Annotated in this window: 18 protein-coding genes; 13 read left to right on the plus strand and 5 right to left on the minus strand. The window is 71.3% G+C overall.

Going from position 1 to position 24,923, the window contains the following annotated elements; genetic code table 11:
- Positions 1–56 precede the first annotated feature (56 nt).
- Complete coding sequence (locus ACN6LD_RS35510; RefSeq protein WP_445045318.1) at positions 57–1,280, minus strand: trypsin-like serine peptidase; 1,224 nt, start codon at positions 1,278–1,280, stop codon at positions 57–59.
- Positions 1,281–1,756: 476 nt separating this feature from the next.
- On the opposite strand from ACN6LD_RS35510, the gene ACN6LD_RS35515 reads away from it, so the two are divergent.
- The 3 genes from ACN6LD_RS35515 (at position 1,757) to ACN6LD_RS35525 (ending at position 6,561) form a co-directional block, all read left to right on the plus strand.
- Positions 1,757–3,601 (plus strand): IucA/IucC family protein, encoded by a 1,845-nt coding sequence (locus tag ACN6LD_RS35515; protein WP_445045319.1) that lies wholly within the window; start codon positions 1,757–1,759, stop codon positions 3,599–3,601.
- A 62-nt stretch (positions 3,602–3,663) separates the two neighbouring features.
- Entirely contained in the window at positions 3,664–4,281 is a 618-nt protein-coding gene (locus ACN6LD_RS35520; RefSeq protein WP_319187262.1) for a GNAT family N-acetyltransferase, read from the plus strand.
- 291 nt (positions 4,282–4,572) lie between these two features.
- Positions 4,573–6,561 carry an ATP-dependent DNA helicase gene (locus tag ACN6LD_RS35525; RefSeq protein ID WP_319187264.1) on the plus strand — a complete coding sequence of 663 codons (1,989 nt, stop codon included), beginning with the start codon at positions 4,573–4,575 and terminating at the stop codon, positions 6,559–6,561.
- Positions 6,562–6,694: 133 nt separating this feature from the next.
- On the opposite strand, the gene lexA is transcribed toward ACN6LD_RS35525, so the two are convergent.
- Positions 6,695–7,474, minus strand: coding sequence for a transcriptional repressor LexA (gene lexA, locus ACN6LD_RS35530; RefSeq protein WP_057575372.1), 780 nt, complete (start codon positions 7,472–7,474; stop codon positions 6,695–6,697).
- 672 nt (positions 7,475–8,146) lie between these two features.
- On the opposite strand from lexA, the gene nrdR reads away from it, so the two are divergent.
- Both nrdR and ACN6LD_RS35540 read left to right on the plus strand, forming a co-directional pair.
- A complete protein-coding gene (gene nrdR, locus ACN6LD_RS35535) occupies positions 8,147–8,734 on the plus strand; it encodes a transcriptional regulator NrdR (RefSeq protein WP_319187266.1) in 588 nt (195 codons plus the stop codon).
- A gap of 164 nt (positions 8,735–8,898) precedes the next feature.
- Positions 8,899–11,799 carry a vitamin B12-dependent ribonucleotide reductase gene (locus tag ACN6LD_RS35540; RefSeq protein WP_319187268.1) on the plus strand — a complete coding sequence of 967 codons (2,901 nt, stop codon included), beginning with the start codon at positions 8,899–8,901 and terminating at the stop codon, positions 11,797–11,799.
- A 94-nt stretch (positions 11,800–11,893) separates the two neighbouring features.
- Here ACN6LD_RS35540 and ACN6LD_RS35545 read toward each other — a convergent pair whose 3' ends face one another.
- Complete coding sequence (locus tag ACN6LD_RS35545; RefSeq protein WP_319187270.1) at positions 11,894–12,427, minus strand: TerD family protein; 534 nt, start codon at positions 12,425–12,427, stop codon at positions 11,894–11,896.
- A gap of 159 nt (positions 12,428–12,586) precedes the next feature.
- On the opposite strand from ACN6LD_RS35545, the gene ACN6LD_RS35550 reads away from it, so the two are divergent.
- From ACN6LD_RS35550 to ACN6LD_RS35560, 3 genes are all read left to right on the plus strand, one after another.
- Positions 12,587–13,192: a YdbC family protein gene (locus tag ACN6LD_RS35550; protein WP_319187272.1), complete on the plus strand. Its 606-nt coding sequence runs from the start codon at positions 12,587–12,589 to the stop codon at positions 13,190–13,192.
- A 125-nt stretch (positions 13,193–13,317) separates the two neighbouring features.
- The gene (locus tag ACN6LD_RS35555) at positions 13,318–13,995 is read left to right on the plus strand and encodes a histidine phosphatase family protein (protein WP_319187274.1); all 678 of its coding nucleotides are present in this window, start codon (positions 13,318–13,320) and stop codon (positions 13,993–13,995) included.
- Positions 13,992–14,897 (plus strand): ADP-ribosylglycohydrolase family protein, encoded by a 906-nt coding sequence (locus ACN6LD_RS35560; protein ID WP_319187275.1) that lies wholly within the window; start codon positions 13,992–13,994, stop codon positions 14,895–14,897. Before ACN6LD_RS35555 ends, ACN6LD_RS35560 begins: the two co-directional genes overlap by 4 nt.
- 399 nt (positions 14,898–15,296) lie before the next feature.
- Here the strand turns inward: ACN6LD_RS35560 and ACN6LD_RS35565 are convergent, their stop codons facing one another.
- Positions 15,297–16,844, minus strand: coding sequence for an MFS transporter (locus ACN6LD_RS35565; protein WP_319187277.1), 1,548 nt, complete (start codon positions 16,842–16,844; stop codon positions 15,297–15,299).
- 226 nt (positions 16,845–17,070) lie between these two features.
- On the opposite strand from ACN6LD_RS35565, the gene ACN6LD_RS35570 reads away from it, so the two are divergent.
- From ACN6LD_RS35570 to ACN6LD_RS35580, 3 genes are all read left to right on the plus strand, one after another.
- A complete protein-coding gene (locus ACN6LD_RS35570) occupies positions 17,071–17,694 on the plus strand; it encodes a TetR/AcrR family transcriptional regulator (RefSeq protein ID WP_319187279.1) in 624 nt (207 codons plus the stop codon).
- 105 nt (positions 17,695–17,799) lie between these two features.
- Complete coding sequence (locus ACN6LD_RS35575; protein WP_057575388.1) at positions 17,800–18,501, plus strand: ribonuclease HII; 702 nt, start codon at positions 17,800–17,802, stop codon at positions 18,499–18,501.
- A 68-nt stretch (positions 18,502–18,569) separates the two neighbouring features.
- Entirely contained in the window at positions 18,570–19,205 is a 636-nt protein-coding gene (locus ACN6LD_RS35580) for a hypothetical protein (RefSeq protein WP_319187281.1), read from the plus strand.
- A gap of 563 nt (positions 19,206–19,768) precedes the next feature.
- On the opposite strand, the gene ACN6LD_RS35585 is transcribed toward ACN6LD_RS35580, so the two are convergent.
- Positions 19,769–20,389 (minus strand): hypothetical protein, encoded by a 621-nt coding sequence (locus ACN6LD_RS35585; protein ID WP_306948926.1) that lies wholly within the window; start codon positions 20,387–20,389, stop codon positions 19,769–19,771.
- 326 nt (positions 20,390–20,715) lie between these two features.
- On the opposite strand from ACN6LD_RS35585, the gene ACN6LD_RS35590 reads away from it, so the two are divergent.
- Complete coding sequence (locus ACN6LD_RS35590; protein WP_319187283.1) at positions 20,716–22,875, plus strand: RecQ family ATP-dependent DNA helicase; 2,160 nt, start codon at positions 20,716–20,718, stop codon at positions 22,873–22,875.
- Positions 22,876–23,075: 200 nt separating this feature from the next.
- A complete protein-coding gene (locus ACN6LD_RS35595; RefSeq protein WP_445045320.1) occupies positions 23,076–24,860 on the plus strand; it encodes a DUF4192 domain-containing protein in 1,785 nt (594 codons plus the stop codon).
- Positions 24,861–24,923 lie beyond the last annotated feature (63 nt).

Below are 24,923 nucleotides of genomic sequence, written 5' to 3' on the forward strand. Positions count from 1 at the left end.
CTCCCCCCCGTGCCTGCGGCTCGGCGCCCGCCGGACGCCCGCCGCCGTGCGCCAGGCTACCGGCCGGCGAACTTCTTGCTCACCGAGTCGTACACGCCCTTGGCCACGTCGTTCAGTCGCGGGCCCGCGAGCCAGCCCGCCTTCACCGGACCGATCGACGTGTTCGACACCAGCGCGGGCTTTCCGTCCGAGCCCGTGGCGACCCAGCCGCCGCCCGAGGCGCCCCCGGTCATCGTGCAGCCGATGCGGTACATCGTCGGGTCCGCGGTGCTCAGCGAGAACCGTCCCGGCTTGTCCTTGCACTGGTAGAGCTTCTGCCCGTCGTAGGGCGCCGCCGCCGGGTAACCGGTCGCGGTGATACGGCCCACCTTCGGCACCGCCGGGGCCTTGAAGTCCACCGGGAGCGCCGAACCGACCGTCTCCTCGAGGGACTTGCCGGAACCGCCCTCCTCCGGCGTCACATGGATGACGGCGTAGTCGTAGGAGGCGCCGTCACCGCCGGTCTGGCCGCCCTGGGCGATCCACTGGTCGGACGTCTGCGCCCAGTCGCCCCACCACACTCCGTAGGGAGCCGCCTCCTCCTTGGTCGCCGACTCCATCTGCGCGGCCGTCTTGCCCGAGTCGTTGTACGACGGGACGAACGCGATGTTCCGGTACCAGCCGCCCTTCTTGCCGGCGTGCACGCAGTGACCAGCCGTCCAGACCAGGTTGGACTTGCCCGGGTGGGCCGGGTCCCGCACCACCGTCGCCGAACAGACCATCGTCCCCTCGGGGGAGTCGAAGAAGACCTTGCCCGCCTGGGGCGCGTTGGCGTGGTACGAGGGGGGCACCGCCTTCGCCTCCACCGCCGCCGGCGTCGGGTCGGTCACCCCCTGGTCGCCGGAGAGGTCGCCGTCGTCGACGCCGCGGTCCGGGTCCTCGGCCTCCCGCATCCGGTCCGGGTCCCACAGCCCCTTGATGATCGGGTTGACGTAGTCCTGCGCCTCGCGCAGCCAGTCGTCCCTGTCCCAGTTCTTCCAGGCGCCGTTCTTCCACTTGTCGAGATCGATCCCGTGCTCTTTGAGCCGGTCCTTGATGTCGTCCGGGATCGTGATCTTTCCGTCGTCCGTGGCCGACGCCGAGGCGCTCGCCTGACCGCTCGCATCGGCGTCGCCCGAGTCGCACGCGGTCGCGGTGAGCGCGAGCACCGAGGCGAGGGCGAGGGCGCTCAGCACGGGGGAGGTTCTGCGTCGCGCGTTCCTCCCCCGGCGAGCGGTGGACGACGGCCGTATGGATCGCATGCTGGTACTCCCCCTGCTGTCAACGAACCTGAAGCTCCGGCCGTCCCGCAGAGCGAACCCGGCGGAACACGGTCGAACTCGATCAGACGTAGCTGTACTCCGTCGAGCTCGGTTCAACTCGACCGAACGCAAACGAACTCGGTCACCGCCCCTCGAACTCATGGTGATCTCACGCCGAGTTCAAGCGGGTCGCACGACCGGGTGCGATGCCACCACACGATATGCGTTCGCTGTGGGGGACTTCCGACGGAACGGCAACTGTTCGGTCACAGCGGGGATCTTGAGGCAACCCGTAACCGGTCGATGCGCCCGCGGTTGTAGCGACAGGGGCTGCCGGGTGCCCGCCTCCGAACCGCGGCCGGAAGGGAACGAGGCCGTGGCCGAGCCGGCGCCCCGGAGCGTTCGTGAGCGAGCCGCCGGGCCGGGCCGCGGCACCGCCCGATCGCGCACGGCCCTCTTCACCACCAGGAGCGACCTTGACCACCTCCCGCCAGTCCACCGTCGATCTCCTGGACCATCCCGATCCGCACACGGCGGCCCAGGCCGCCGCCGTGGAGAACCTGCTGCGCTGCTGGGTGCGCGAGGCCGGCCTGCCCGCACCGGCCGACGGCCTCCTCCGGGTGCCGCTGCCCGCCAGCGGAGTCGCCCTGCTGGCACCCGTCCTCTACTGGTCCCCGACGGGCATGCACCGCTTCGGCCTGCCCCGCCTGGCGGGCGCGCCCGAGCAGACCCCGCCCGTGGACGCCGTCATGGTCGCGGCCCTGCTGGCCCGCGAGGCGAACCCGGGCGGCGGCCGGACCGACCCGCCAGGCCCGACCGGCGATGACCGGCCGGTCACCGCCGACGGCGACGGCATCGACCTCGTCGCACGCGTCGCCGACTCCGTCCGCCGTACCGCCGCCTTCATCGGCGAGCGCCGGGAACGCCCCGCCGACGCTCCCGACCTGTTCCTCGCCGCCGAGCAGTCGCTGGTGATCGGGCATCCGCTGCATCCGACCCCGAAGAGCCGCGAAGGGCTCTCGGACGGTGACGCGCGCCTGTACTCGCCCGAGGCACGCGGTTCGTTTCCCCTGCACTGGCTCGCCGTCGATCCGTCCGTACTGGCCACCGACTCGGCCTGGACCGAGGGCGGCCGCCCCGTCTCCGCGGCCGTGCTGACGGCCCGGCTCGCCGGCCGCGGCCTCCCGCTGCCCGAGGGCTTCGCGGCGCTGCCGATGCACCCCTGGCAGCTGCGCGAGGCGCGGCGCCGGCCGGAGGTCCGGGCTCTCCTCGACGACGGACTGCTCCGGGACCTCGGCGCCCACGGCCCGGCCTGGCACCCGACCTCCTCCCTGCGCACCGTCCATCGCTCCGGGGCCGCCGCGATGCTCAAACTGTCGCTGGGGCTGCGCATCACCAACTCCCGGCGGGAGAACCTCCGCAAGGAACTCCACCGCGGTGTCGAGGTGCACCGCCTTCTGCGGGCCGGCCTGGCGGGGCGGTGGCGCGCCGCCCACCCCGGCTTCGACATCGTCCGGGACCCGGCCTGGCTGGCCGTCGACGGTCCCGACGGCCTCCCGCTGACCGGTCTCGACGTGATGATCCGGCACAATCCGTTCGCCCCGGCGGACGACGTCACCTGCCTCGCCGGTCTCGTCGCACCGCGGCCGAACGGCCCGAGCACAGCCGCCGGCACGGCTTCCACGGACCAGGCCGTCGCCCCCCGCTCCCGGCTGGCCTCGATCGTCCAGCGCCTCGCCCGACGGACCGGCCGGGCTGCCGCGGCGGTCGCCGCCGAGTGGTTCCTGCGCTACCTGGAGCGGGTCGTCCGTCCCGTCCTGTGGCTCGACGCGGAGGCGGGCATCGCGTTGGAGGCGCACCAGCAGAACACCCTTCTTCTGCTGGACGCCGACGGCTGGCCCACCGGCGGCCGCTACCGCGACAACCAGGGCTACTACTTCCGCGAGTCCCGCCGTGCGGACCTCGCCGCCCGGCTGCCCGGGATCGGCGAGACCAGCGACACCTTCGTGGCCGACGAGGTCACCGACGAGCGCTTCTGCTACTACCTGGGAATCAACAACGTCCTCGGTCTCGTCGGCGCGTTCGGCTCGCAGCGGCTCGCCGACGAACGACTGCTGCTCGCCGCCTTCCGGCGCTTCCTCGCGGACGCCGCCCGCGGCCCGGGCCGGCTGCGCAGTTCGCTGCCCGCGCGGCTGCTCGACTCGCCCGTCCTGCGCTGCAAGGCCAATCTGCTGACGCGGCTGCAGGGCCTCGACGAACTCGTCGGACCGGTGGACACCCAGTCCGTCTACGTCACCCTCCCCAATCCGCTGCGTCCCTGAGCGGGGGTCTGCCCTCCGCCCGCCGCCGCTGCTGCCGTGCGTCCGCCTGAGAGGAGCCCGTCGTGCGGTCCGTCGAGACCGGAACCGGAGTCCGACCCGTCCCCGCCGCCGTTGCCGCTCTCGGTGTGGGTGACTGGGGGGCCGTCCGGACGCCGGCGGGTGCGTTCCACCTCGTCCCGGTGCACCTCGAGCGGGACCTGTCCCTCGTCGGCCGGTGGATGAACGACCCCGCCGTCGCGGCCTTCTGGGAACTGGCGGGGCCCGACCGCGTCACCGCGCGACACCTGAGGGAACAACTCGCCGACGACGGGCGCAGCGTCCCGTGCCTCGGGGTGCTGGAGGGGCGGCCCATGAGCTACTGGGAGATCTACCGGGCCGATCTCGATCCGCTGGCCGGCCACTATCCGGCCCGGCCTCACGACACCGGGATCCACCTGCTCATCGGCGGCGCCGGCGACCGGGGGCGGGGGCTCGGGAGTCTGCTGCTGCGCGCCGTCGCCGATCTCGTCCTGGCCGGCTCGCCCGCGTGCGCCCGGGTGGTCGCCGAGCCCGACCTGCGCAACGTCCCGTCCGTGGCCGCGTTCCTGAGCGCCGGTTTCCGGCTCTTCACCGAGCTCGATCTTCCCGCCAAACGGGCCGCTCTCATGGTCCGGGACCGGAGCCTGCGTGATCTGCTGTGAGCCCTCTCACCGTCTTCGCTCGGCCGCACCGGTCCCTCCCTGTCCTCACCGGTCCACCCCTGCCGTCCCTCTCCTGTCCACACCGGCCGTCGGTCGTCGTCAGTGGTCATCGGTGGTCTTCGGCGGTCGCGTACGGTCGCCTGTTGATCGTCGGCCGGTCGTTTCCCGCCCCCACCCGCTCACCTTCGTCCGCCTCACCTCCCCGCAACGAGGGGCCACCGTCTTGATCCCTTCCCTCCCGTCCGCCTCGACCGCCCGATTGTCAGTGCCGCGCCGTAGGGTGGTCGCGCTATGACGAAGCCCTCACTCCCTGAACTCCTGCATGCCGCCGTCGCCGCCGTGGGCGGCACGGAGCGCCCCGGCCAGGTGACCATGGCCGAAGCCGTCGCCGAGGCGATCGACGACGGCTCCCATCTGCTGGTCCAGGCCGGCACCGGCACCGGCAAGTCGCTCGGCTACCTCGTGCCCGCGCTCGCCCACGGGGAGCGCGTCGTGGTGGCGACCGCCACGCTGGCCCTGCAGCGCCAGCTCGTGGAGCGGGACCTGCCGCGCACCGTCGAGGCACTGCACCCGTTGCTGCGCCGCCGCCCGGAGTTCGCGATGCTCAAGGGCAGATCGAACTACCTGTGTCTGCACCGACTCCACGAAGGCGTCCCGCAGGACGAGGAGGAAGGCCTCTTCGACCAGTTCGAGGCCGCCGCGCCCACCAGCAAACTGGGCCAGGACCTGCTGCGACTGCGGGACTGGTCGGACGAGACCGAGTCCGGTGACCGCGACGACCTGACGCCGGGTGTGTCCGACCGGGCCTGGGCGCAGATCTCGGTCTCCTCGCGGGAGTGCCTGGGTGCGACGAAATGCGCCTACGGCGCCGAGTGCTTCGCCGAGATGGCCCGCGAGCGCGCCAAACTGGCCGAGGTCGTCGTCACCAACCACGCCCTCCTCGCCATCGACGCCATCGAGGGCGCCCCCGTCCTCCCGCCGCACGAGGTGCTGATCGTCGACGAGGCGCACGAACTGGTCTCCCGGGTCACCGGCGTCGCGACCGGTGAACTCACCCCCGGCCAGGTCAACCGGGCCGTACGCCGGGCGGCGAAGCTGGTCGACGAGAAGGCCGCCGACCAGCTGCAGACGGCCGCCGAGGGCTTCGAGCGGCTGATGGAGCTGGCGTTGCCCGGCCGTCTGGAGGAGGTCCCGGAGGATCTCGGCTACGCGCTCATGGCGCTGCGCGACGCCGCGCGGACCGTCATCTCCGCCATCGGATCGACCCGTGACAAGTCCGTCCAGGACGAGGACGCGGTCCGCAAGCAGGCGCTGGCCTCGGTCGAGTCGGTGCATGACGTGGCGGAGCGGATCACCAACGGATCCGAGTGGGACGTCGTCTGGTACGAGCGGCACGACCGCTTCGGCGCGTCGCTGCGGGTCGCCCCGATGTCGGTGTCGGGCCTGCTGCGGGAGAAGCTCTTCACGGACCGCTCCGTCACCCTCGCCTCGGCGACGCTGAAGCTGGGCGGCGACTTCAACGGAGTCGGCGCTTCGATGGGGCTGGCCCCGGAGGGCACGGAGGGGGAGGACGTCCCGCAGTGGAAGGGCATCGACGTCGGCTCGCCCTTCGACTACCGCAAACAGGGCATTCTGTACGTCGCCAGACACCTCGCGCGTCCGGCGCGGGACGGCGACCGCGCCGACATGCTCGACGAGCTGACCGAACTGATCCAAGCAGCCGGCGGCCGCACCCTCGGCCTCTTCTCCTCCATGCGTGCGGCGCAGCTCGCCGCCGAGGAGCTGCGCGTGCGCATCCCCGAGTTCCCGATCCTCCTGCAGGGCGAGGAGACGCTCGGCGAGCTGATCAAGAACTTCTCGGCGGATCCGCAGACCTGTCTCTTCGGCACGCTGTCGCTCTGGCAGGGCGTGGACGTCCCCGGCCCCAGCTGCCAGCTGGTCGTCATGGACAAGATCCCCTTCCCGCGCCCCGACGACCCCCTCATGAGCGCACGCCAGAAGGCGGTCGAGGAAGCCGGAGGCAACGGCTTCATGGCCGTGGCGGCCACGCACGCCGCACTGCTCATGGCGCAGGGAGCAGGCCGCCTCGTCCGGGCGTCGGGCGACCGGGGGGTCGTCGCCGTGCTGGACCAGCGGCTGGCGACGGCCCGCTACGGCAGCTATCTCAAGGCGTCCCTGCCCGATTTCTGGTACACCACGGATCCCCAGCAGGTCCGCAGGTCGCTGGCGGCGATCGACGCCAAGGCGAAGCAGGCGGAGGCGGAGGCGGAGACGGAATAGACCCGGTCGGCGAGGGCCCGGGCCTCGACGGGCCCTCGCCCTCGCCGGGCCGGCCCAGCACAGGGCCCCGGAACCGGCGCAGGGATCCCGGGGCCCAGTCAGGGGGACGGGGAAGGCCCGTCCGTCGCCGTGCTCAGACGCGGCGGAGTACGGCCACCACCTTGCCGAGGATCGTCGCGTCGTCGCCGGGGATCGGCTCGTAGGCGGCGTTGTGGGGGAGCAGCCACACATGGCCGTCCTCGCGCTTGAAGCGCTTCACGGTGGCCTCGCCGTCGAGCATCGCGGCCACGATGTCGCCGTTCTCCGCGACGGGCTGGCGGCGCACGGTGACCCAGTCGCCGTCGCAGATCGCGGCCTCGATCATCGAGTCGCCGACGACCTTCAGCACGAACAGCTCGCCGTCGCCGACCAGCTGCCTCGGGAGCGGGAAGACGTCCTCCACCGACTCCTCGGCGAGGATCGGACCGCCGGCGGCGATACGCCCGACGAGCGGGACGTACGACGCGGCGGGCTTGCCGGCGGTGTCCGTGGGCTGCACGGAGGCCGCCTGGTCGGAGCCTCGCACCTCGTAGGCGCGCGGGCGGTGCGGGTCGCGGCGCAGGAAGCCCTTGCGCTCCAGTGCCATCAGCTGGTGTGCGACCGAGGAGGTGCTGGACAGGCCGACCGCCTGGCCGATCTCCCGCATCGACGGCGGGTAACCGCGCCGTTGTACGGAATCCCTGATGACCTCGATCACCCGGCGCTGCCGGTCCGTGAGTCCCGAGCTGTCCGCGCGGATGCCTGGAGGTCGGCCCGGCAGGGAACGCTTGTGCCCCTCGGGATTCATGGCTTCGTTCATCGCATGCACCGGCTCGAGTCGGCCCTGGGAGCGGTCCTGGGCGGTGATGGTGGCACTGTCTGCGGTGGTGGTCACGTCGGCCCCTCTCGGTTGTCTCCCTGCTGGACAACGGTAGTGGCTTTCGAAAGGTTGCGCCAAACACACGTTCGAGTGAAAAAGCGCGTATCGCCTGACTTGATCACGTGTCGGGGTGTATGGGTGACGCTGGTTCCCGGTGGAGAGTCCAGTCCGCCGACGTACCCGTTGTTGTAGTCTTCACCGCCGGAGTCGAAGACCTTGTGAGGCGTGGCCCCAGTCTGCCATCCGGCCCCCCGTGGATCAGGAACGGGCCGCGCTCTGCGCGAGAGTCGCACCGCTCCTCCTTGTCGCGCTCACGGTATCGCCGTAGGGGCCCCGGCGATACGGCCGTACGCGGGTGCGCGCGAGGTCTCTGTGCGGCAGACGCGCGCACGCGCGTGTGGGTGCGAGCCCGGCGGGCATGCGGACGGCAGAGCTCCCGCCCGGGCGCTTTCGGCTGCTCGGCGTGACCGTCGGAACGCGTGCGGTGAGATCGCCGACGCGACACGCGAGACGGCCTGGTTGTATGAGCCAATCCCTACATCTAGTGGTTGGATTACCGCGGCAGCCCAGAAGTTGTGGTCCCCGGTGTCTTCGGATGCTCATGGATCCCCTATGCTTGGGGCTGCTTCGAGGGGCCCGTGAGGCCTGGCGAGGCCATGGAGTCTGCTGTGAGGAGGGTTGGAGTTCATGCACTGCCCCTTCTGCAGGCACCCCGACAGCCGTGTCGTCGACAGTCGGACCACGGACGACGGCACGTCGATCCGTCGGCGCCGCCAGTGCCCTGACTGCTCCCGTCGGTTCACGACCGTGGAGACGTGCTCGCTGATGGTGGTCAAGCGGTCCGGGGTCACCGAACCGTTCAGCCGTACGAAGGTCATCAACGGCGTGCGCAAGGCATGCCAGGGGCGGCCGGTCACCGAGGACGCTCTCGCTCAGCTCGGCCAGCGGGTCGAGGAAGCGGTGCGGGCCACCGGAAGCGCCGAGTTGACCACCCATGACGTGGGGCTGGCCATACTCGGTCCGCTGCAGGAACTCGATCTCGTCGCCTATCTGCGGTTCGCCTCCGTCTACCGGGCGTTCGACTCGCTCGAGGACTTCGAGGCCGCCGTCGCAGAACTCAGGCGCGGGCCGGGAGGGTTCGACGCGGACGACGACGACCGCGCGGGCGACGCCCGGGCCGAGGACGACACAGGAGCCGTCGCGGGGAGCCAGGAAGACGGCGGCGGGCCGGCGGGGACCGTACAGGTCCCCGAGCCCGCCCACGCCACCGACTGACCGACCGGCCGGAACCGGACTCGCGAGTCCGGGCGGCCGGTGCGGCGGCGGACGAAGACCTGCTGTGGGCGGTGGCGCGTGGACGCCCGCAGCATCAGACAGAACAACGTGTCACGGGAACAACGTGGCATTTCAGGGCGTTTTCGCCCGCAGAGGGAGGCGGCATGACAGAGACGGCGAGCGGTCCGGCGCGAGGTTCCCGAGCCAAGGGCTCCAAGACCACCAAGGGCCTGCGTATCGAGCGTGTCCACACCACCCCCGGAGTTCATCCGTACGACGAGGTGGTCTGGGAACGCCGTGACGTCGTCATGACCAACTGGCGCGACGGCTCGATCAACTTCGAGCAGCGTGGCGTCGAGTTCCCCGACTTCTGGTCGGTGAACGCGGTCAACATCGTCACCAGCAAGTACTTCCGGGGCGCCGTCGGCACCCCGCAGCGCGAGACCGGGCTCAGGCAGCTGATCGACCGCATCGTGAAGACGTACCGGAAGGCCGGCGAGGACCACAGCTACTTCGCCTCGCCCGCCGACGCCGAGATCTTCGAGCACGAGCTGGCGTATGCCCTCCTGCACCAGATCTTCAGCTTCAACAGCCCCGTCTGGTTCAACGTGGGCACCCCGCAGCCCCAGCAGGTCTCCGCCTGCTTCATCCTGGCCGTCGACGACTCCATGGAGTCGATCCTCGACTGGTACAAGGAAGAGGGCATGATCTTCAAGGGCGGCTCCGGCGCCGGCCTGAACCTCTCCCGCATCCGCTCCTCCAAGGAGCTCCTCTCCTCGGGCGGCAACGCCTCCGGCCCCGTCTCCTTCATGCGCGGCGCCGACGCCTCCGCCGGCACCATCAAGTCCGGCGGGGCCACCCGTCGCGCGGCCAAGATGGTCGTCCTCGACGTGGACCACCCGGACGTCGAGGACTTCATCGCCACCAAGGTGAAGGAGGAGGAGAAGATCCGCGCCCTGCGCGACGCGGGCTTCGACATGGACCTGGGCGGCGACGACATCACGTCCGTCCAGTACCAGAACGCCAACAACAGCGTCCGCGTGAACGACGAGTTCATGACGGCCGTCGAGAACGGCACCGAGTTCGGCCTGCGCGCCCGGATGACCGGCGAGATCATCGAGAAGGTCGACGCCAAGGCGCTGTTCCGCAAGCTCGCCGAGGCCGCGTGGGCCTGTGCCGACCCGGGCATCCAGTACGACGGTGTGATCAACAACTGGCACACCTGCCCCGAGTCCGGCCGCATCACCGCGTCGAACCCGTGCAGCGAGTACATGCACCTGGACAACACGTCCTGCAACCTCGCCTCGCTGAACCTGATGAAGTTCCTCAAGGACGACAGCAAGGGCCACCAGTCCTTCGACGCCGACCGCTTCCAGAAGGTCGTCGAGCTCGTCATCACCGCGATGGACATCTCCATCTGCTTCGCGGACTTCCCGACCCAGAAGATCGGCGAGAACACGCGCGCGTTCCGCCAGCTCGGCATCGGCTACGCCAACCTCGGCGCCCTGCTGATGGCGACCGGCCACGCGTACGACTCCGACGGCGGCCGCTCGCTGGCCGGCGCCATCACGTCCCTGATGACCGGCACGGCCTACCGCCGCTCCTCCGAGCTGGCCGCGGTCGTCGGCCCGTACGACGGCTACGCCCGCAACTCCGACGCCCACAACCGCGTCATGAAGCAGCACTCCGACGCCAACGCCACGGCCGTCCGCATGGACGACCTGGACACCCCGGTGTGGGCCGCCGCCACGGAGGCCTGGCAGGACGTGCTGCGCCTGGGCGAGAAGAACGGCTTCCGCAACTCCCAGGCGTCCGTGCTCGCCCCGACCGGCACCATCGGCCTGGCGATGTCCTGCGACACCACCGGCGTCGAGCCCGACCTGGCCCTGGTCAAGTTCAAGAAGCTGGTCGGCGGCGGTTCGATGCAGATCGTCAACGGCACCGTTCCGCAGGCCCTGCGCCGCCTGGGCTACCAGGAGGAGCAGATCGAGGCGATCGTCGCCCACATCGCCGAGAACGGCAACGTGATCGACGCCCCCGGTCTCGCGCACGAGCACTACGAGGTGTTCGACTGCGCCATGGGCGAGCGCGCCATCTCCCCGATGGGCCACGTCCGCATGATGGCCGCGATCCAGCCGTGGATCTCCGGCGCCATCTCCAAGACGGTCAACATGCCGGAGACGGCGACCGTCGAGGAGGTCGAGGAGATCTACTTCGAGGCCTGGAAGCTCGGCGTCAAGGCGCTCGCGATCTACCGCGACAACTGCAAGGTCGGCCAGCCCCTCTCCGCGAAGACCAAGGAGAAGGAGAAGACCGAGGTCACGGCGAAGGCCGAGGAGACGATCCGCGCCGCGGTCGAGAAGGTCATCGAGTACCGCCCGGTCCGCAAGCGGCTGCCCAAGGGCCGTCCCGGCATCACGACCTCGTTCACGGTCGGCGGCGCCGAGGGCTACATGACCGCCAACTCCTACCCTGACGACGGTCTCGGCGAGGTCTTCCTGAAGATGTCCAAGCAGGGCTCGACCCTCGCCGGCATGATGGACGCCTTCTCCATCGCGGTCTCGGTGGGCCTCCAGTACGGCGTGCCGCTGGAGACCTACGTCTCGAAGTTCACCAACATGCGCTTCGAGCCGGCCGGCATGACCGACGACCCGGACGTGCGGATGGCGCAGTCGATCGTCGACTACATCTTCCGTCGTCTGGCGCTCGACTTCCTGCCCTTCGAGACGCGTTCCGCGCTCGGCATCCACTCCGCCGAGGAGCGCCAGCGCCACCTGGAGACCGGTTCGTACGAGCCGACCTTCGAGGAGGAGAACGTGGACGTCGAGGGTCTGGCCCAGTCGGCCCCGCGTCAGACGGACCTGAAGGCCGTCGCCACGCCGAAGGCCGAGGCCGAGGCCGTCGAGCCCGCCCCGAAGCAGGTCCACACCAGCGCCGAACTGGTGGAGATGCAGCTGGGCATCCAGGCCGACGCCCCGCTCTGCTTCTCCTGCGGCACGAAGATGCAGCGCGCGGGTTCCTGCTACATCTGCGAGGGCTGCGGTTCCACGAGCGGCTGCAGCTGACGTCGCAACTCCGCTGGAACTGATCCAGCTCGTCAGGGCGGTGGAGCCGATGTCCGGCTCCGCCGCCCTCGGCGTTTTCCGCGCCCGGCGGCGGTCAGGAGCGGCGCATCCGGCCCATGATCCGGGTGAACGTCGACGGGTCGTCCTCGAAGCCCTGCACGCCGGAGTGGAACGACCAGCTGTCGGACGTCTCCCGGACGAACTCCGCGACCGTCGCCGCCGTCGCGCCGAGGACGTCGCCGAAGTCGTCCTCGTCCAGGACGGTGTAGCCCTCCCTTATGCGGAAGGCGGGGTTCAGCACGCTGACGAACGTGCGGTGCTCCTGGATCTGCTGGATGACGACGCCGATGACCACGCGCGCGTACCGCGCGTCCAGACGGTCGAGTTCCAGCGTCATGACCTCGTCCCAGCCGAAGCCCTTGCCGTCCTTGCTGTCCCGGTTGAGATAGATCGTCCCGTCGGGGGAGCGGCTGTCGAAGTGCACCACGTAGGCCGGCTCGCCCTGCGGGTCGCCCGCCAGATACGTCGCGGCCACGATGTCCAGGTCGGTGGGCGGCCGGCCCGCCGGGCTCGGGTCCCACTTGAGCGACATCTCGATCTTGCGGATGCCCTTGTTGAGTCCGCTCACCGGACTTCCCCTCCCCGATTCCCCGTCTGTCTGTCGTCACCCCGAACTGCTCGGCCGTCAGGGCCGGTTGTCCATCCTGCCACGCGACGTGCGCCGTCGCAGGCCTGCTCTCTTCCGGAGCGTGACCAACGCCACGCCCTGTGGCCTTACCATGGCGCGGTGCTGGTCAAGTGGATTCGCTGCACCGTGGTGGACCGCCGCGGTTTCGAACGGGGACAGCGAAAGTGGGCGGGGCTTCTGGGCGAGCCGGGATTCCGGGGGCAGGGCGGGGGCTGGAGCAGGGCACGGCCCTCCGTCGCGCATGTCTTCGCCTTCTGGGAGAGCCGCGCCTTCTACGACTCCTTCATGGCCCGCTCCCACGACCGGCTGGCGACCGCCCAGGCGGGCACGTTCAAGGGCGCCCAGGCACGACTGTTCGACTACCGCTTCGACGTGAAGACCGGTTTCGAGCCCCGCTTCACCGACTCCGACGTGGTGCGGGTGGCCCTGTGCCGGGTCCACGAGGAACGCGCCGAGCACTTCACGCTGATGCAGGAGAAGGTCTGGAACCCGGCCATGGCCGGCTCGCCGGGCATGATCCGGGGCATGTTCGCCGAGGCGCCGGGCCACGAGTTCCTGGTGCTGTCGATGTGGCGCTCACAGGCCGAGCACGGCAAGTACCGCACCGAGCGGGTGGAGCGGCTCGCCCTCCGTGCGCAGACGGAGGCGGACATAGCCTCCCTCACCGGTGACATCGTCGAACTCGAGCCGGGCTGGACGGTCTGACCCCGCGGCACAGGGGTGGGGACCGTACGCCGTCATGCGCCTTCCGGTGCGGGATCGGTGTGACCTACGCCGTATGGTGGCCGTCGGAGTGCTCGATCGGGCGTCGGTCGATCTAGGGTCTTGGCATGGCACGACCACGGCGCATCGTCCTTGTCCGGCACGGCGAGTCGACGGGCAATGTTGATGACACCGTCTACGAGCGGGAACCCGATCATGCCCTGGGCCTGACGGAGCGGGGCCGCCGGCAGGCGGAGGAGACCGGGAAGCACCTGCGGGAGGTGTTCGGCCGCGAGCAGGTCAGCGTGTACGTCTCCCCCTACCGGCGTACGCACGAGACCCTCCGGGCCTTCCGCCTCGACCCCGAGCTCATACGCGTACGGGAGGAGCCCCGACTGCGCGAGCAGGACTGGGGTAACTGGCAGGACCGCGACGACGTCCAGTTGCAGAAGACCTACCGGGACGCCTACGGACACTTCTTCTACCGCTTCGCGCAGGGCGAGAGCGGAGCCGACGTCTACGACCGCGTGGGTGGCTTCCTGGAGAGCCTGTTCCGCAGCTTCGAGGCCCCCGACCACCCGCCGAACGTGCTTCTGGTGACCCACGGGCTGGCGATGCGGCTGTTCTGCATGCGCTGGTTCCACTGGACGGTCGCCGACTTCGAGTCGCTCGCCAATCCCGGGAACGCCGAGATGCGGATGCTCGTTCTCGGCGACGACGGCAAATACACCCTCGACCTGCCGTTCAACCGCTGGCGGGAGCCGGAGCCGTACGGGATCACCGGAGATAGAGTGGCAGAGAGATGACAGCCGATTCCTCGCCCGCAGGGCGCCTCGACCGGGCTCTCGCCAGTCTGCGCGGTCTCGCCGTGGGCGACGCGCTGGGCTCGCAGTTCTTCGTTCCGGTGAACTTCCCCCTCCTCCAGCGCCGCGAGCCGCCGTCCGGACCGTGGCAGTGGACGGACGACACCGAGATGGCGTGCTCCGTCGTCGCCGTCCTGGCGGCCCACCACCGCATCGACCAGGACGCCCTGGCCCGCTCCTTCGCGGAGCACCACGACTTCGACCGCGGGTACGGCCCCGCCGTCAACCGACTGCTGCGGCTCGTCAGGGAGGGCGCGGACTGGCGTGAGCTGTCGGCCGCCCTGTTCAACGGACAGGGTTCCTGGGGCAACGGCGCCGCGATGCGCGTCGCCCCGCTCGGCGCCTGGTACGCGGACGACCCGGAGCAGGCGACCCATCAGGCCGAGATCTCGGCCTATCCCACGCACCAGCACCGGGAGGCAGTCGTCGGGGCCATGGCCGTCGCCGCGGCCGCCGCGATGGCGGCCGCCCCCGGAGGCCCGCCCAGTGCCGAGGCGCTGCTGGACGGCGTCGTCGCCCTCGTGCCGAAGAGCGCCGTCGGCGCCGGGCTGCGTCGCGCCCGGGACATGCTCGACTACGCCGACGCGGCCACCGTCGCGGCCGTCCTCGGCTGCGGACGGCGTACGTCGGCCCATGACACGGTCCCCTTCGCGATCTGGTCGGCCGCCCGCGCCCTCGGCGACTTCGAGGCGGCGTTCTGGACGACCGCGCAGGTCGGCGGGGACGTGGACACGACCTGCGCCATCGTGGGCGGAATCCTGGCCGGCGGGAAGGCGGGAACGCCGCCGGCCGCCTGGACGCGGCAGGTCGAGGAACTCCCGGGGTGGCTGCCCACCACCGCTTGACGTCGCGGGTGCTCGCCCTCGCGACTCGTCCGGCGTGTGTCGGCGTGTGACGTCCGTGCGAGGTTCTCGCTCGGCGGCGGAGCCCACCTCGGCCGATGGAGACTCTCCGTGCCCGATGGGAACTCTGCGTGACCGCCCCGCGTTGTCCGGATATCGCTGCGCGACGGGTGTGAAGTCCACGGCGTGACGTGTGCGGGCCGGCGTCGGCGCCCGGTCCAGGGCCGGGGAGTGAGCCAGGGGGTGGGTGTGGGGTTCGTGCTGGTGATGCTGCTCATGATCATGTCGGCGTCCCGGGGATGCCGACAGGGCCGCCGCCGGGGCGACCGTCGCTGCGCTGTGGCAGGCGGTGGCGCTCCCGGGGCGGCCCGTGAGGCCGTACGGGCCCGTGGGGCCGTACGGTCACCCCACCGCGGGGCCCGCCGTGCCGGACAGCGCTTCCAGGTCGCTCTTGCGGACCCGGATGACGAACCAGGCCGTCACCAGGGCGAGCACCGCCATGGCGGCGGCCGGCACGAACGCCGTCGAGATGCCGTGGGCGAGCACCTCGTGTCCCCAGGGGGCGGGCAGCTGGTGCGTCTTGGCGAACTCCGCCTTCTGTTCCGCGGTGCCGTCGGCGAGGAACCGGGGCAGTTGCTTCTCCGCCTCGTCCTTGCTCGCGGACCCGAAGACGGTCGTCAGGATGGACAAACCCAGCGAGCCGCCCACCTGTTGGGTGGCGTTGAGCAGCCCGGAGGCCGCGCCTGCCTCGTGCGGAGCGACGCCGGAGACCGCCGTGACGGTGACGGTCACGAAGTTGAGCCCCATGCCGAAGGCGAAGACCAGGATGGGCCCGAGCACTCCGCCGGCGTAGGAGCTGTCCGGCGTGATGAACGCCTGCCAGGTGAGTCCGATCGCCACCAGCGCGGATCCGGCGAGCATGAACGGCTTGGGGCCGAGCACCGGCAGGAAGCGCTGCGACAGGCCCGCGCCCGTCGCGATGGCAAGGGTGACGGGAAGGAAGGCGAGACCGGCCTTGATCGGGCTGTACCCCAGTATGTTCTGCACGAAGAGCACGATGTAGAAGAACATGCCGAACATGGCGGCAGCGAGGCTCAGCATGATCACGTACGTGCCGGAGCGGTTGCGGTCGGCGAACATCTTCAGCGGGGTGATCGGCTCCTTGGCGCGCCGCTCGGTGAACACGAAGCCGACCAGCAGGATCGCCGCCGCCGCGAACGCGCCGAGGGTCAGGCCGTCCCGCCAGCCTTCCTCGGCCGCGCGGATGAAGGCGTAGACCAGGGAGGCCATGCCGGCCGTCGAGGTCAGTGCGCCCGCGATGTCGAATCGACCGGGATGCCGCTCGGACTCGTTGATGTACAGCGGCGCGACGACGGCGATGAGCACCCCGATGGGCACGTTCACGAACAGCACCCAGCGCCAGTCGAGCCATTCGGTGAGCATGCCGCCCGCGAGCAGTCCGATGGCGCCGCCGCCCGCGGAGACCGCCGCGAAGACGCCGAAGGCCCGGTTGCGCTCGGGGCCCTCGGGGAACGTCGTGGTGATGAGCGCCAGCGAGGTGGGCGACGCGATGGCGCCGCCGACGCCTTGCAGGGCCCGTGCGGCCAGCAACTGCCAGGGCTCCTGCGCCAGTCCGCCCAGCAGCGAGGCGAAGGTGAAGATCAGGATGCCGGCCATGAAGGCCCGTCGCCGGCCGAGGATGTCGCCCGCTCGGGCGCCGAGCAGCAGCAGCCCGCCGAAGGTGAGCGTGTAGGCGCTGACCACCCAGGTGAGGTCGGTGGTGCTGAACTTGAGCGCGTCTTGAATGTGCGGGAGCGCGATGTTCACAATCGTCGCGTCGAGCACCACCATGAGCTGGCAGGCCGCGATGACGGTGAGCGCGATGCCGGGGTGTCCTGCCCGGCGGGCCGCACCCGGTTTCTGCTTCTGGATCAACTGAGAGGTCGTCACGATGGGTCCCCCACAAGAGCGTTAGTGAACGCTGGCGTTCACAGGCGCGTCAACGGTAGTGAGTCCTCAGTAGTGAACGCAAGCGTTCACTCGCGGCGTCGCCCCAGGGCGTGTCCCCCGCCGCGATCCCACAGGGCCTCCCCGGCTCGGCCTCGCCCCACCCCGCTCGCCGCTTCACCTGCGATTCCCGTTTCCCCCGCTCCTACTGCTCGCTGGAGACAGTCAGATGGTTACTTCGCGCTGGACGGCCGCCCCCGCTCAGGCGGCCTCCCCCCGCCGGCGCGGCGCCGTGCTCGAACGTGCGATTCTCGATGCCGCGCTGGATCAGTTGGGCACGGTCGGCTGGAACGGCCTCACGATGGAGGGCGTCGCGGCCGGCGCCCAGACCGGCAAGGCGGCCGTCTACCGTCGGTGGCCGTCCAAGGAGGACCTCGTCGCCGACGCGCTGCGGGCCGGACTGCCCAGGTTCGACCGCGTTCCGGATCTGGGCAGTGTGCGGGCGGACCTGGTGGCGTTGTGCCGCACCGCGCGGGACGCCATGTACTCCCGCCCTGGTTTCGCGCTGCGCTCGGTGATTCACGAATGTGATCCGTCCCAGGCGGTGCGCTTCCAGGCCCTGATCCTCGAAGGCGTGGTGGAGCCGACTGTCGGACTGCTGCACGAGGTGATCAGTCGGGGAATCGACAGGGGAGAGGTGCGGCCCGACGCGGCGAACGGCTATGTCTTCGACGTCATCCCGGCAGTCATGATGTACCGCTCCAAGATGTGCGCGTGCGAATGGAACGACCGCGATCTCGACGAGATGATCGACCAGCTCATGCTGCCGCTGCTGCGGCCGCACGCGTCCTGAACGGCGGCGTGCCCACACCGGAACCGGGAGATGCCGCGGCCCGGCGACGGCCGAGGCGTACCGGGGTGTCGCTCCGGGATCCGGTCGGCGTAACCTAAGGACGCCATGCCGTACGAACCACCTACTCACACCGTCGAGCGCTCCCTTCGCGCCACGACCGGAGCGAAGATCATTGCCGGTGTCGACGAGGTGGGCCGCGGCGCTTGGGCCGGACCCGTCACCGTCTGCGCCGCGGTCACCGGGCTGCGCCGACCGCCCGCGGGCCTCACCGACTCCAAGCTGCTCACCCTCAAGCGACGCACGGCGCTCTCCGCGGTGCTGCTCGACTGGGTGACGTCTCACGCCCTCGGTCACGCCTCCCCGGAGGAGATCGACGATCTGGGGATGACCGCCGCGCTGCGGCTCGCCGCCGGACGCGCGCTGGACGCACTCCCGGTCCGGCCGGACGCGGTGATCCTCGACGGGAAGCACGACTATCTCGGCGCTCCGTGGCAGGTCCGCACGGTGATCAAGGGTGACCAGTCGTGCGTGGCGGTCGCGGCGGCCTCGGTGATCGCCAAAGTCCAGCGCGACAAAATGATGGCCGAACTGGGCATCGACCATGCAGACTTCGGCTTTGCGGACAACGCCGGCTATCCGTCGCCCGTGCACAAGGCCGCATTGGAGGAACGGGGACCCACCCCGTACCACCGGTTGTCGTGGGCGTATCTTGATGCGCTGCCCCAGTGGCGGCACCTCAAGAAGGCCCGCAGCTGGGCGAACGGGAGCGCTCCGGAGATCGAAGGCCAGCTCGGCTTCGACTTCTGACGGCTCCGCCCGCGCTGATGTGCCACCCGCCGGCGTGTGCCGTGCCGGCGTTTGATAAATAACAGATCATGCCTCTCATTCCCGAGGAGCCTCAGATTCACGAGAGTGCCCAGGGTCCCCGCGCGACTCCGGCCAGCGGCCGCACCGCGCCGACCCCTCGACCTGTACCCGGACCCCGTCCCGCGGCTCCGTCGCGTCCCGGTCGTCCCGGACCCCTCCGGCCCACGCCGCCGGCGCAGCGCGCGCCGCGTGACGGGGCAGTCAAGAAGCCCGGGCCGTCGGCCCCGGCTTCCCCCGCCGCCGCGCCCACTTCGGCGGCTCCGCAGGTCCAGTTGATCCCGGCCTCGGCCGAGGGCGCGCTGGACGCCGCCGAGGAGGCCGTGGACCTCCTCCTGGAGTCGGGCCGCGCCCCGGGGGACGTGCTGGTCATCACCACCGGCGAGCAGCACCCCTGGGCCGCCCACGAGCTGTCCTTCGGTGAAGCGCCCTACTGGGCGCAGCACGACGCAGGCGACGACGTCTTCTACGCCGACGCCGCCGCGGCGGGCCGTGCGGGCGTGCGCCCAGTGGTCGTGGTCGCCGTCAACGGCGGCACCGACACGGTGACCGCGGCTCTGCCGCTGGCCCGTGCCCGGGCCGGCGCACTGCTGATCTGCTGCGGCGACCCCCAGCAGATCAACGAGGTGCTGGCGGCGGGCGTCTGATCCGCTCCGGCGGCGACGACGGTCCCACGGCCCCATGGCTCGCCAGGTGCACAGCGAGTGCGCCCTGGGGGTGCGTCGGCTTCACGGAGGCGTCGTGCTGCGACGCCTCTGTGGCGTGCCCCGGGGGCTGACGCCCGCTCCGGCCCGATCGTGTGAGCTTCGCCGGGCGTGGGTGATCCCGACGCGGGCGGCCGGTGGCCCTGGGGCGCCGGGTTGTCGTGGGGCGGGCCGGTGGCCCTGGGGCGGCCGGTTGTCCCGGGGCGGGCGGCCCGTGGCCCTCGCACCGGGTGACCGGTGATCCTGCGCACCGCGAGCGGTCGTCCGGCTGCCGCGGGCGAGATCGGCACGACCCTGCGGCGCGACAGGGGGACGCTCATGGTCATCCTCCTGGCCGGCCCCGCCGGGTCCGCAGAACGTCCCCAGAGGCCGCCTGGCCGGGCATCGTCACCGCGCTCACGGTGATGGTGATCAGCCAGATGACCGCCGACGGCTCGCGCATCGACGGGTGCGCACCACGGCGCCGCCCGGTGAACGGTCGCCCTCAGGGGGCGGCCGTTCGTGCGTCAGCGGGCGGCAGCGCGGCGCAGTACCTCCGAGGCGGCGCCACCGGTCCGCGGCAGTGGGGGCGGGGCCTCGGAGAGCGCGAACGGCTCGGGGGCCGACTCCGCGTTGGGCCGACGTCCGCCCCGGCCCTCGCCGAGGACCTGCCAGCCGTCCCGGGTCAGCGTGATGTACGCCCCGCAGCGCAGCCCGTGCAGCGTGCAGGCGTCCCGCAGGCCCCACATCCACGCGCCGTCCTCCTCCGTCCAGCGCGCGTCGCCGTCACGGCAGTAGAGCAGCACAGCGGTGCGCACCGGGGTGCGGCGCCGCAGGTCGTGCGGGATCACCCTGCGCAGCTGGGCGAGCAGGGCGTTGCGGTACATCCAGCCGTCGGTCGACGCCTGACGCCGGGTGAACGAGGCGCTCGCCCTCACCCTCTCGTCCGGGTCGAGTACGGCCACGATCGCGGTGGCCGGTCCTGGCCGGTGCCGTGAGTGCAGCCCGCTGACGACCTCCCGCGGACTGCGCAGCAGAGGGATGCCGGCCGAAGCCCATTCGGCAGGCTCGAGCAAACGGTTGGCGGAAGTGGCGGACGTGTTCGTCGACAACGATGCCGCCGAGGACGGAGCGAATCCGAAGGTCACGATCCTCCCTTCGGCTACGGCCCACACTGCGGGCGGGGCGGATGAGGGGGAGCGCACGCCGCAGCAGAGCCCTAGCGGACTACGGGTGATCCGTGCGGGGAGCGGACCTCAATTCTTCCTTCAGAACTTGGATGCGGCAACGAGCAATTGGGACTGCCGACCGTTATATGGTGGCGAGTGACTTATATCCCTACCCGGTGATTCACGGCAGGACGCTTGAACCCACCGTTCCAGTTCGGCTCACGGGCCCCGTCGGACCCATCGCGAGACCGTCGTCACGCTGAGTGAAGTGGCTGATTGTCACTGCCATCGGGTTGCATGGAGACATGGACGATCTGGAGCTGCGCACCGAAGCCGACGCCATCCTCGCCGAGCTCGTCGGCGCCCCCGAGGGCGCCGCACGGCTGCGCGAGGATCAGTGGCAGGCGGTGGCTGCCCTGGTGCGGGAGCGCCGCCGGGCCCTGGTGGTGCAGCGCACCGGATGGGGCAAGTCGGCCGTGTACTTCGTCGCCACCGCTCTGCTGCGCCGGCGCGGCTCAGGTCCGACGGTGATCGTCTCGCCGTTGCTGGCGCTGATGCGCAATCAGGTGGAGGCGGCGGCGCGGGCCGGAATCCGGGCCCGCACCATCAACTCGGCCAACCCGGAGGAGTGGGACACCGTCTACGACGAAGTCGAGCGCGGTGAGACCGACGTCCTCCTGGTCAGCCCCGAACGTCTCAACTCCGTCGACTTCCGCGACCAGGTGCTGCCCAAGCTCGCGTCGACGACAGGCCTCCTGGTGGTCGACGAGGCGCATTGCATCTCCGACTGGGGACACGACTTCCGGCCCGACTACCGCCGGTTGCGGGCGATGCTCGCCGAACTCGCCCCCGGCGTGCCGGTGCTGGCCACCACCGCGACCGCCAACGCCCGCGTGACGGCCGATGTTGCCGAGCAGTTGGGAACCGGCGGCGGCGAGGCGCTGGTGCTTCGCGGCCCGCTGGACCGCGAAAGCCTGCGGCTGGGCGTGGTCCGGCTGCCGGACGCGGCGCACCGTCTGGCCTGGCTCGCCGAGCACCTGGACGAGCTGCCGGGCTCCGGGATCGTCTACGCGCTCACCGTCGCCGCGGCCGAGGAGGCCACCGCCTTCCTGCGGCAGCGCGGCTTCGACGTGGCGTCCTACACGGGCCGTACGGAGAACGCAGACCGGCTGCAGGCCGAGTCCGATCTTCAGGAGAACCGGGTCAAGGCGCTGGTGGCGACCTCCGCGCTCGGCATGGGGTTCGACAAGCCCGACCTGGGGTTCGTGATCCATCTCGGTTCGCCGTCCTCGCCGATCGCCTACTACCAGCAGGTGGGGCGCGCCGGCCGCGGCGTGGCACACGCCGACGTGCTGCTGCTGCCGGGCAAGGAGGACGAGGCCATCTGGCGCTACTTCGCCGACACCGCCTTTCCGCCCGAGCCCCAGGTCAGGCAGACCCTCGCCGCTCTCGCCGAGGCCGGACGGCCGCTGTCCGTGCCGGCCCTGGAGACGGCGGTGGAGCTGCGGCGCAGCCGACTGGAGACCATGCTGAAAGTGCTGGACGTCGACGGCGCGGTCAAGCGGGTCAAGGGCGGCTGGACGTCCACGGGTGCCGCATGGGTGTACGACGCCGAGCGCTATGCGTGGGTGGCACGGCAGCGGGCCGCGGAACAGCAGGCCATGCGCGACTACGTGAGCACGTCGGGGTGCCGGATGGAGTTCCTGCGCCGGCAGCTGGACGACGAAGGCGCCAGGGCCTGCGGCCGGTGCGACAACTGTGCCGGCCCCTGGGCCGACCCGACGGTCTCGGCCGAGACGCTGACCGGCGCGACGAGGGAGCTGGACCGCCCGGGAGTGGATGTCGAGCCGCGCCGGATGTGGCCGACGGGGCTGCCCGCGCTGGGCGTCGAGCTGAAGGGCCGCATCCCCGCCAAGGAGCAGTGCGGCGCCGGACGGGCTCTGGGACGACTGTCGGACATCGGCTGGGGCAACCGGCTGCGCCCGCTGCTGGCCGACAACGCCCCTGACCAGACGGTTCCGGACGACGTCCTGAAGGCGGCGGTGGCGGTGCTCGCCGACTGGGCGCGCTCTCCCGAGGGGTGGGCCACCGACGGCCCGGACGCCGTTGCCCGTCCGGTCGGAGTCGTCGCCGTGCCGTCCCTGTCCCGCCCGCGGCTGGTCGGCTCCCTCGCCGAGGGCATCGCGACCGTCGGCCGCCTGCCGTTCCTCGGCGCGCTGACCTACACGGGTCCGGGCGGTGCGCACGCGGCGCGGCGCAGCAACTCCGCTCAGCGCGTGCGGTCGTTGTCCGGCGCGTTCGCCGTCTCCGACGAACTGGCCGGGGCCCTGGCGGGGTCTGCGGGGCCGGTTCTGCTCGTGGACGACTTCACCGACTCCGGCTGGACACTCGCGGTCGCTGCGCGGCTGCTGCGCCGGGCGGGCGGGGGAGACGTCCTCCCGCTGGTGCTCGCCACCGCGGGCTGAGCGTTCCCGCTGGTGCTCCCCTGCGAGGATCCGCCTCTCCCTTCGGCGAGAGCCGTTCGCCCGGCAGACGGAACACCGAATGAACGACGCGACGGTGCCGGCTCCACACGTCGGTTGACCGACCAGCTCGCCTGACATGTCTCCGACCCGACTTATCCACAGGCTGAGCGGAACTCTGCGATCCGCGAGATCGTCGGGGCATGACGAACCACAGCGAAGCCATGGGAACCCCCGAAAACGGCGACATTACCGACTGGACGGAGGCCGGACGCCCGGACGCCCTCGACCGGAAAGGACGTCGTGGGGAGGGAGGCCGTCGGGACGGGCGCGACGGGAAAGGACATGACCGGAAGGGACGTGACCCGGAAGGGCGTGACCCACAAGGACATGACCCGGGCGAGGGAGGCCAGGAGGGGTGGGGTGCCGCCGTTCATCAGGTCACCCTGCGCACCCCGGAGGAACTGGCCGACGCTCTGCCCTACTTGCTCGGCTACCGGCCGGAGGACAGCATCGTTCTGGTCGCCTTGCACGACGAGGGCGGACGAGGCCGGTTCGGCGGCCGGGCCCGGCTCGGCATCCCCGCGAATCCAGACGACTGGCCGGCCGTCGCCGACCAGTTGGCGCGAGGGCTCGTGACGGGCGGTGAGCGCCGGGGCGCCCGTCCCGCGCAGATGGTCGCCTACCTCTGCCAGGAACCGGCGAACGGCGAGACGGGCCGTCGGACCATGGAACGGCTGCAGCCACTGGCCCAGCACCTGCGGGTGGCGTGCGGGCGCCTCGACGTTCCGGTGATCGAGGCGCTCTGCATCGCCGACGGCCGTTTCTGGTCGTACTGCTGCGCGGGCCAGGGCTGCTGCCCGGTCGAGGGCGTCCCGATGGGACTGCCCGGGACCTCCGTCCTGGCAGCGGCCGCGACCTACGCGGGCATCCAGGTCCGAGGCACCCTGCGCGAACTGCGGGCTCGGCTGCAGCCTTTGGAGACCGTCGTCGCCCTGGAGCAGGAGATCGCCCTGGACACCGCGGGCTTGGCACTCGTCCCGCGGATCCTCGACGAGGCGAGCCGCACGTCGGTGGCCGACGAGACGCTCGCACTGGCTCGGCATGCCATGCGGCGCCTCGCCGAGGCGCCGGCCGTGCCGGGTTCCCTGGCGGCCGACCGCCGGGACGACGTACTGCTCGGACCGGACGACGCCGCCGCCCTGATCCTGGGCCTCCAGGACCGGGTGACGCGCGACCGGGCGGCGGAGTGGATGGAGGGCGACGAAGCCGGCCCGGCGCTGCGTCTGTGGCGCGCGCTGGCCCGCCGCTGTGTCGGACCGTACGGCGAACACGCGGCGGCGCCCCTCACCCTGGCCGGCTGGGTGGCCTGGTCGAGCGGCGACGAACTCGAGGCGAGGGAGGCCCTGGCGATGGCCCTGGGCGCCGACCCCGGGTATCTCTTCGCCCGCCTCCTGCACCAGGCATGCAACGAAGGCCTCGACCCCGAGTCGGTGCGCCGCTGCCTCCGAGCCGAACGCACGGGACGCACGCAGCCCACGGCACTCGGCACAGGGGAGGAGGAACACCAGGACCAGGCACAACGGGAAACGGCGCAGACGCCGACAGCGGCGCACGCACCGGAAGCAGGAGAGAAACCGACGACGCTGCATACGCCGGAAACGGGGGAGGAGCCGGGAACAGGGGCGGGAACGGGGGCGGGACCGGGAACGGGGGCTGGGCCAGAGACGGGGGCTCGGCCGGAAACGGGGGAGGGGCCGGAAACGGGGGAGGAGCCCGAAGCCCCGCTCTCAGGGACGGAACCGGCAAGCAGCGTTCCGGCGGCGCGAACACCCCGCATCCACCTTCAGAAGCCGCATCCCGCCCGTCCCGCTGCGGCCGGCCGGGGCCAGTCCCGGCCACGCCTCGCAGCCAAGGCCGCACGGCGTCGTGGCACCCGCCCCGAAGGCGCACGATCCGACGGTGACGCCGCCTCCGGCAGGTCGTGAGGCACGAGCGGAATCGCAGGGCGCGGGCGCCGGAGCGCCGGACCCGTCCACCGCCATTCGGTG

This window comes from Streptomyces sp. SAS_272, assembly GCF_052543235.1.

What these genes read in the sequence shown, in the direction of transcription:
- ACN6LD_RS35540 (WP_319187268.1), top strand. Translation starts at nt 8,899, where the DNA reads ATGACAGAGACGGCGAGCGGTCCGGCGCGAGGTTCCCGAGCCAAGGGC.
- ACN6LD_RS35595 (WP_445045320.1), top strand. Translation starts at nt 23,076, where the DNA reads ATGACGAACCACAGCGAAGCCATGGGAACCCCCGAAAACGGCGACATT.
- ACN6LD_RS35560 (WP_319187275.1), top strand. Translation starts at nt 13,992, where the DNA reads ATGACAGCCGATTCCTCGCCCGCAGGGCGCCTCGACCGGGCTCTCGCC.
- ACN6LD_RS35570 (WP_319187279.1), top strand. Translation starts at nt 17,071, where the DNA reads ATGGTTACTTCGCGCTGGACGGCCGCCCCCGCTCAGGCGGCCTCCCCC.
- ACN6LD_RS35555 (WP_319187274.1), top strand. Translation starts at nt 13,318, where the DNA reads ATGGCACGACCACGGCGCATCGTCCTTGTCCGGCACGGCGAGTCGACG.
- ACN6LD_RS35525 (WP_319187264.1), top strand. Translation starts at nt 4,573, where the DNA reads ATGACGAAGCCCTCACTCCCTGAACTCCTGCATGCCGCCGTCGCCGCC.
- ACN6LD_RS35510 (WP_445045318.1), bottom strand. Translation starts at nt 1,280, where the DNA reads ATGCGATCCATACGGCCGTCGTCCACCGCTCGCCGGGGGAGGAACGCG.
- ACN6LD_RS35580 (WP_319187281.1), top strand. Translation starts at nt 18,570, where the DNA reads ATGCCTCTCATTCCCGAGGAGCCTCAGATTCACGAGAGTGCCCAGGGT.
- ACN6LD_RS35575 (WP_057575388.1), top strand. Translation starts at nt 17,800, where the DNA reads ATGCCGTACGAACCACCTACTCACACCGTCGAGCGCTCCCTTCGCGCC.
- nrdR (WP_319187266.1), top strand. Translation starts at nt 8,147, where the DNA reads ATGCACTGCCCCTTCTGCAGGCACCCCGACAGCCGTGTCGTCGACAGT.
- ACN6LD_RS35590 (WP_319187283.1), top strand. Translation starts at nt 20,716, where the DNA reads ATGGACGATCTGGAGCTGCGCACCGAAGCCGACGCCATCCTCGCCGAG.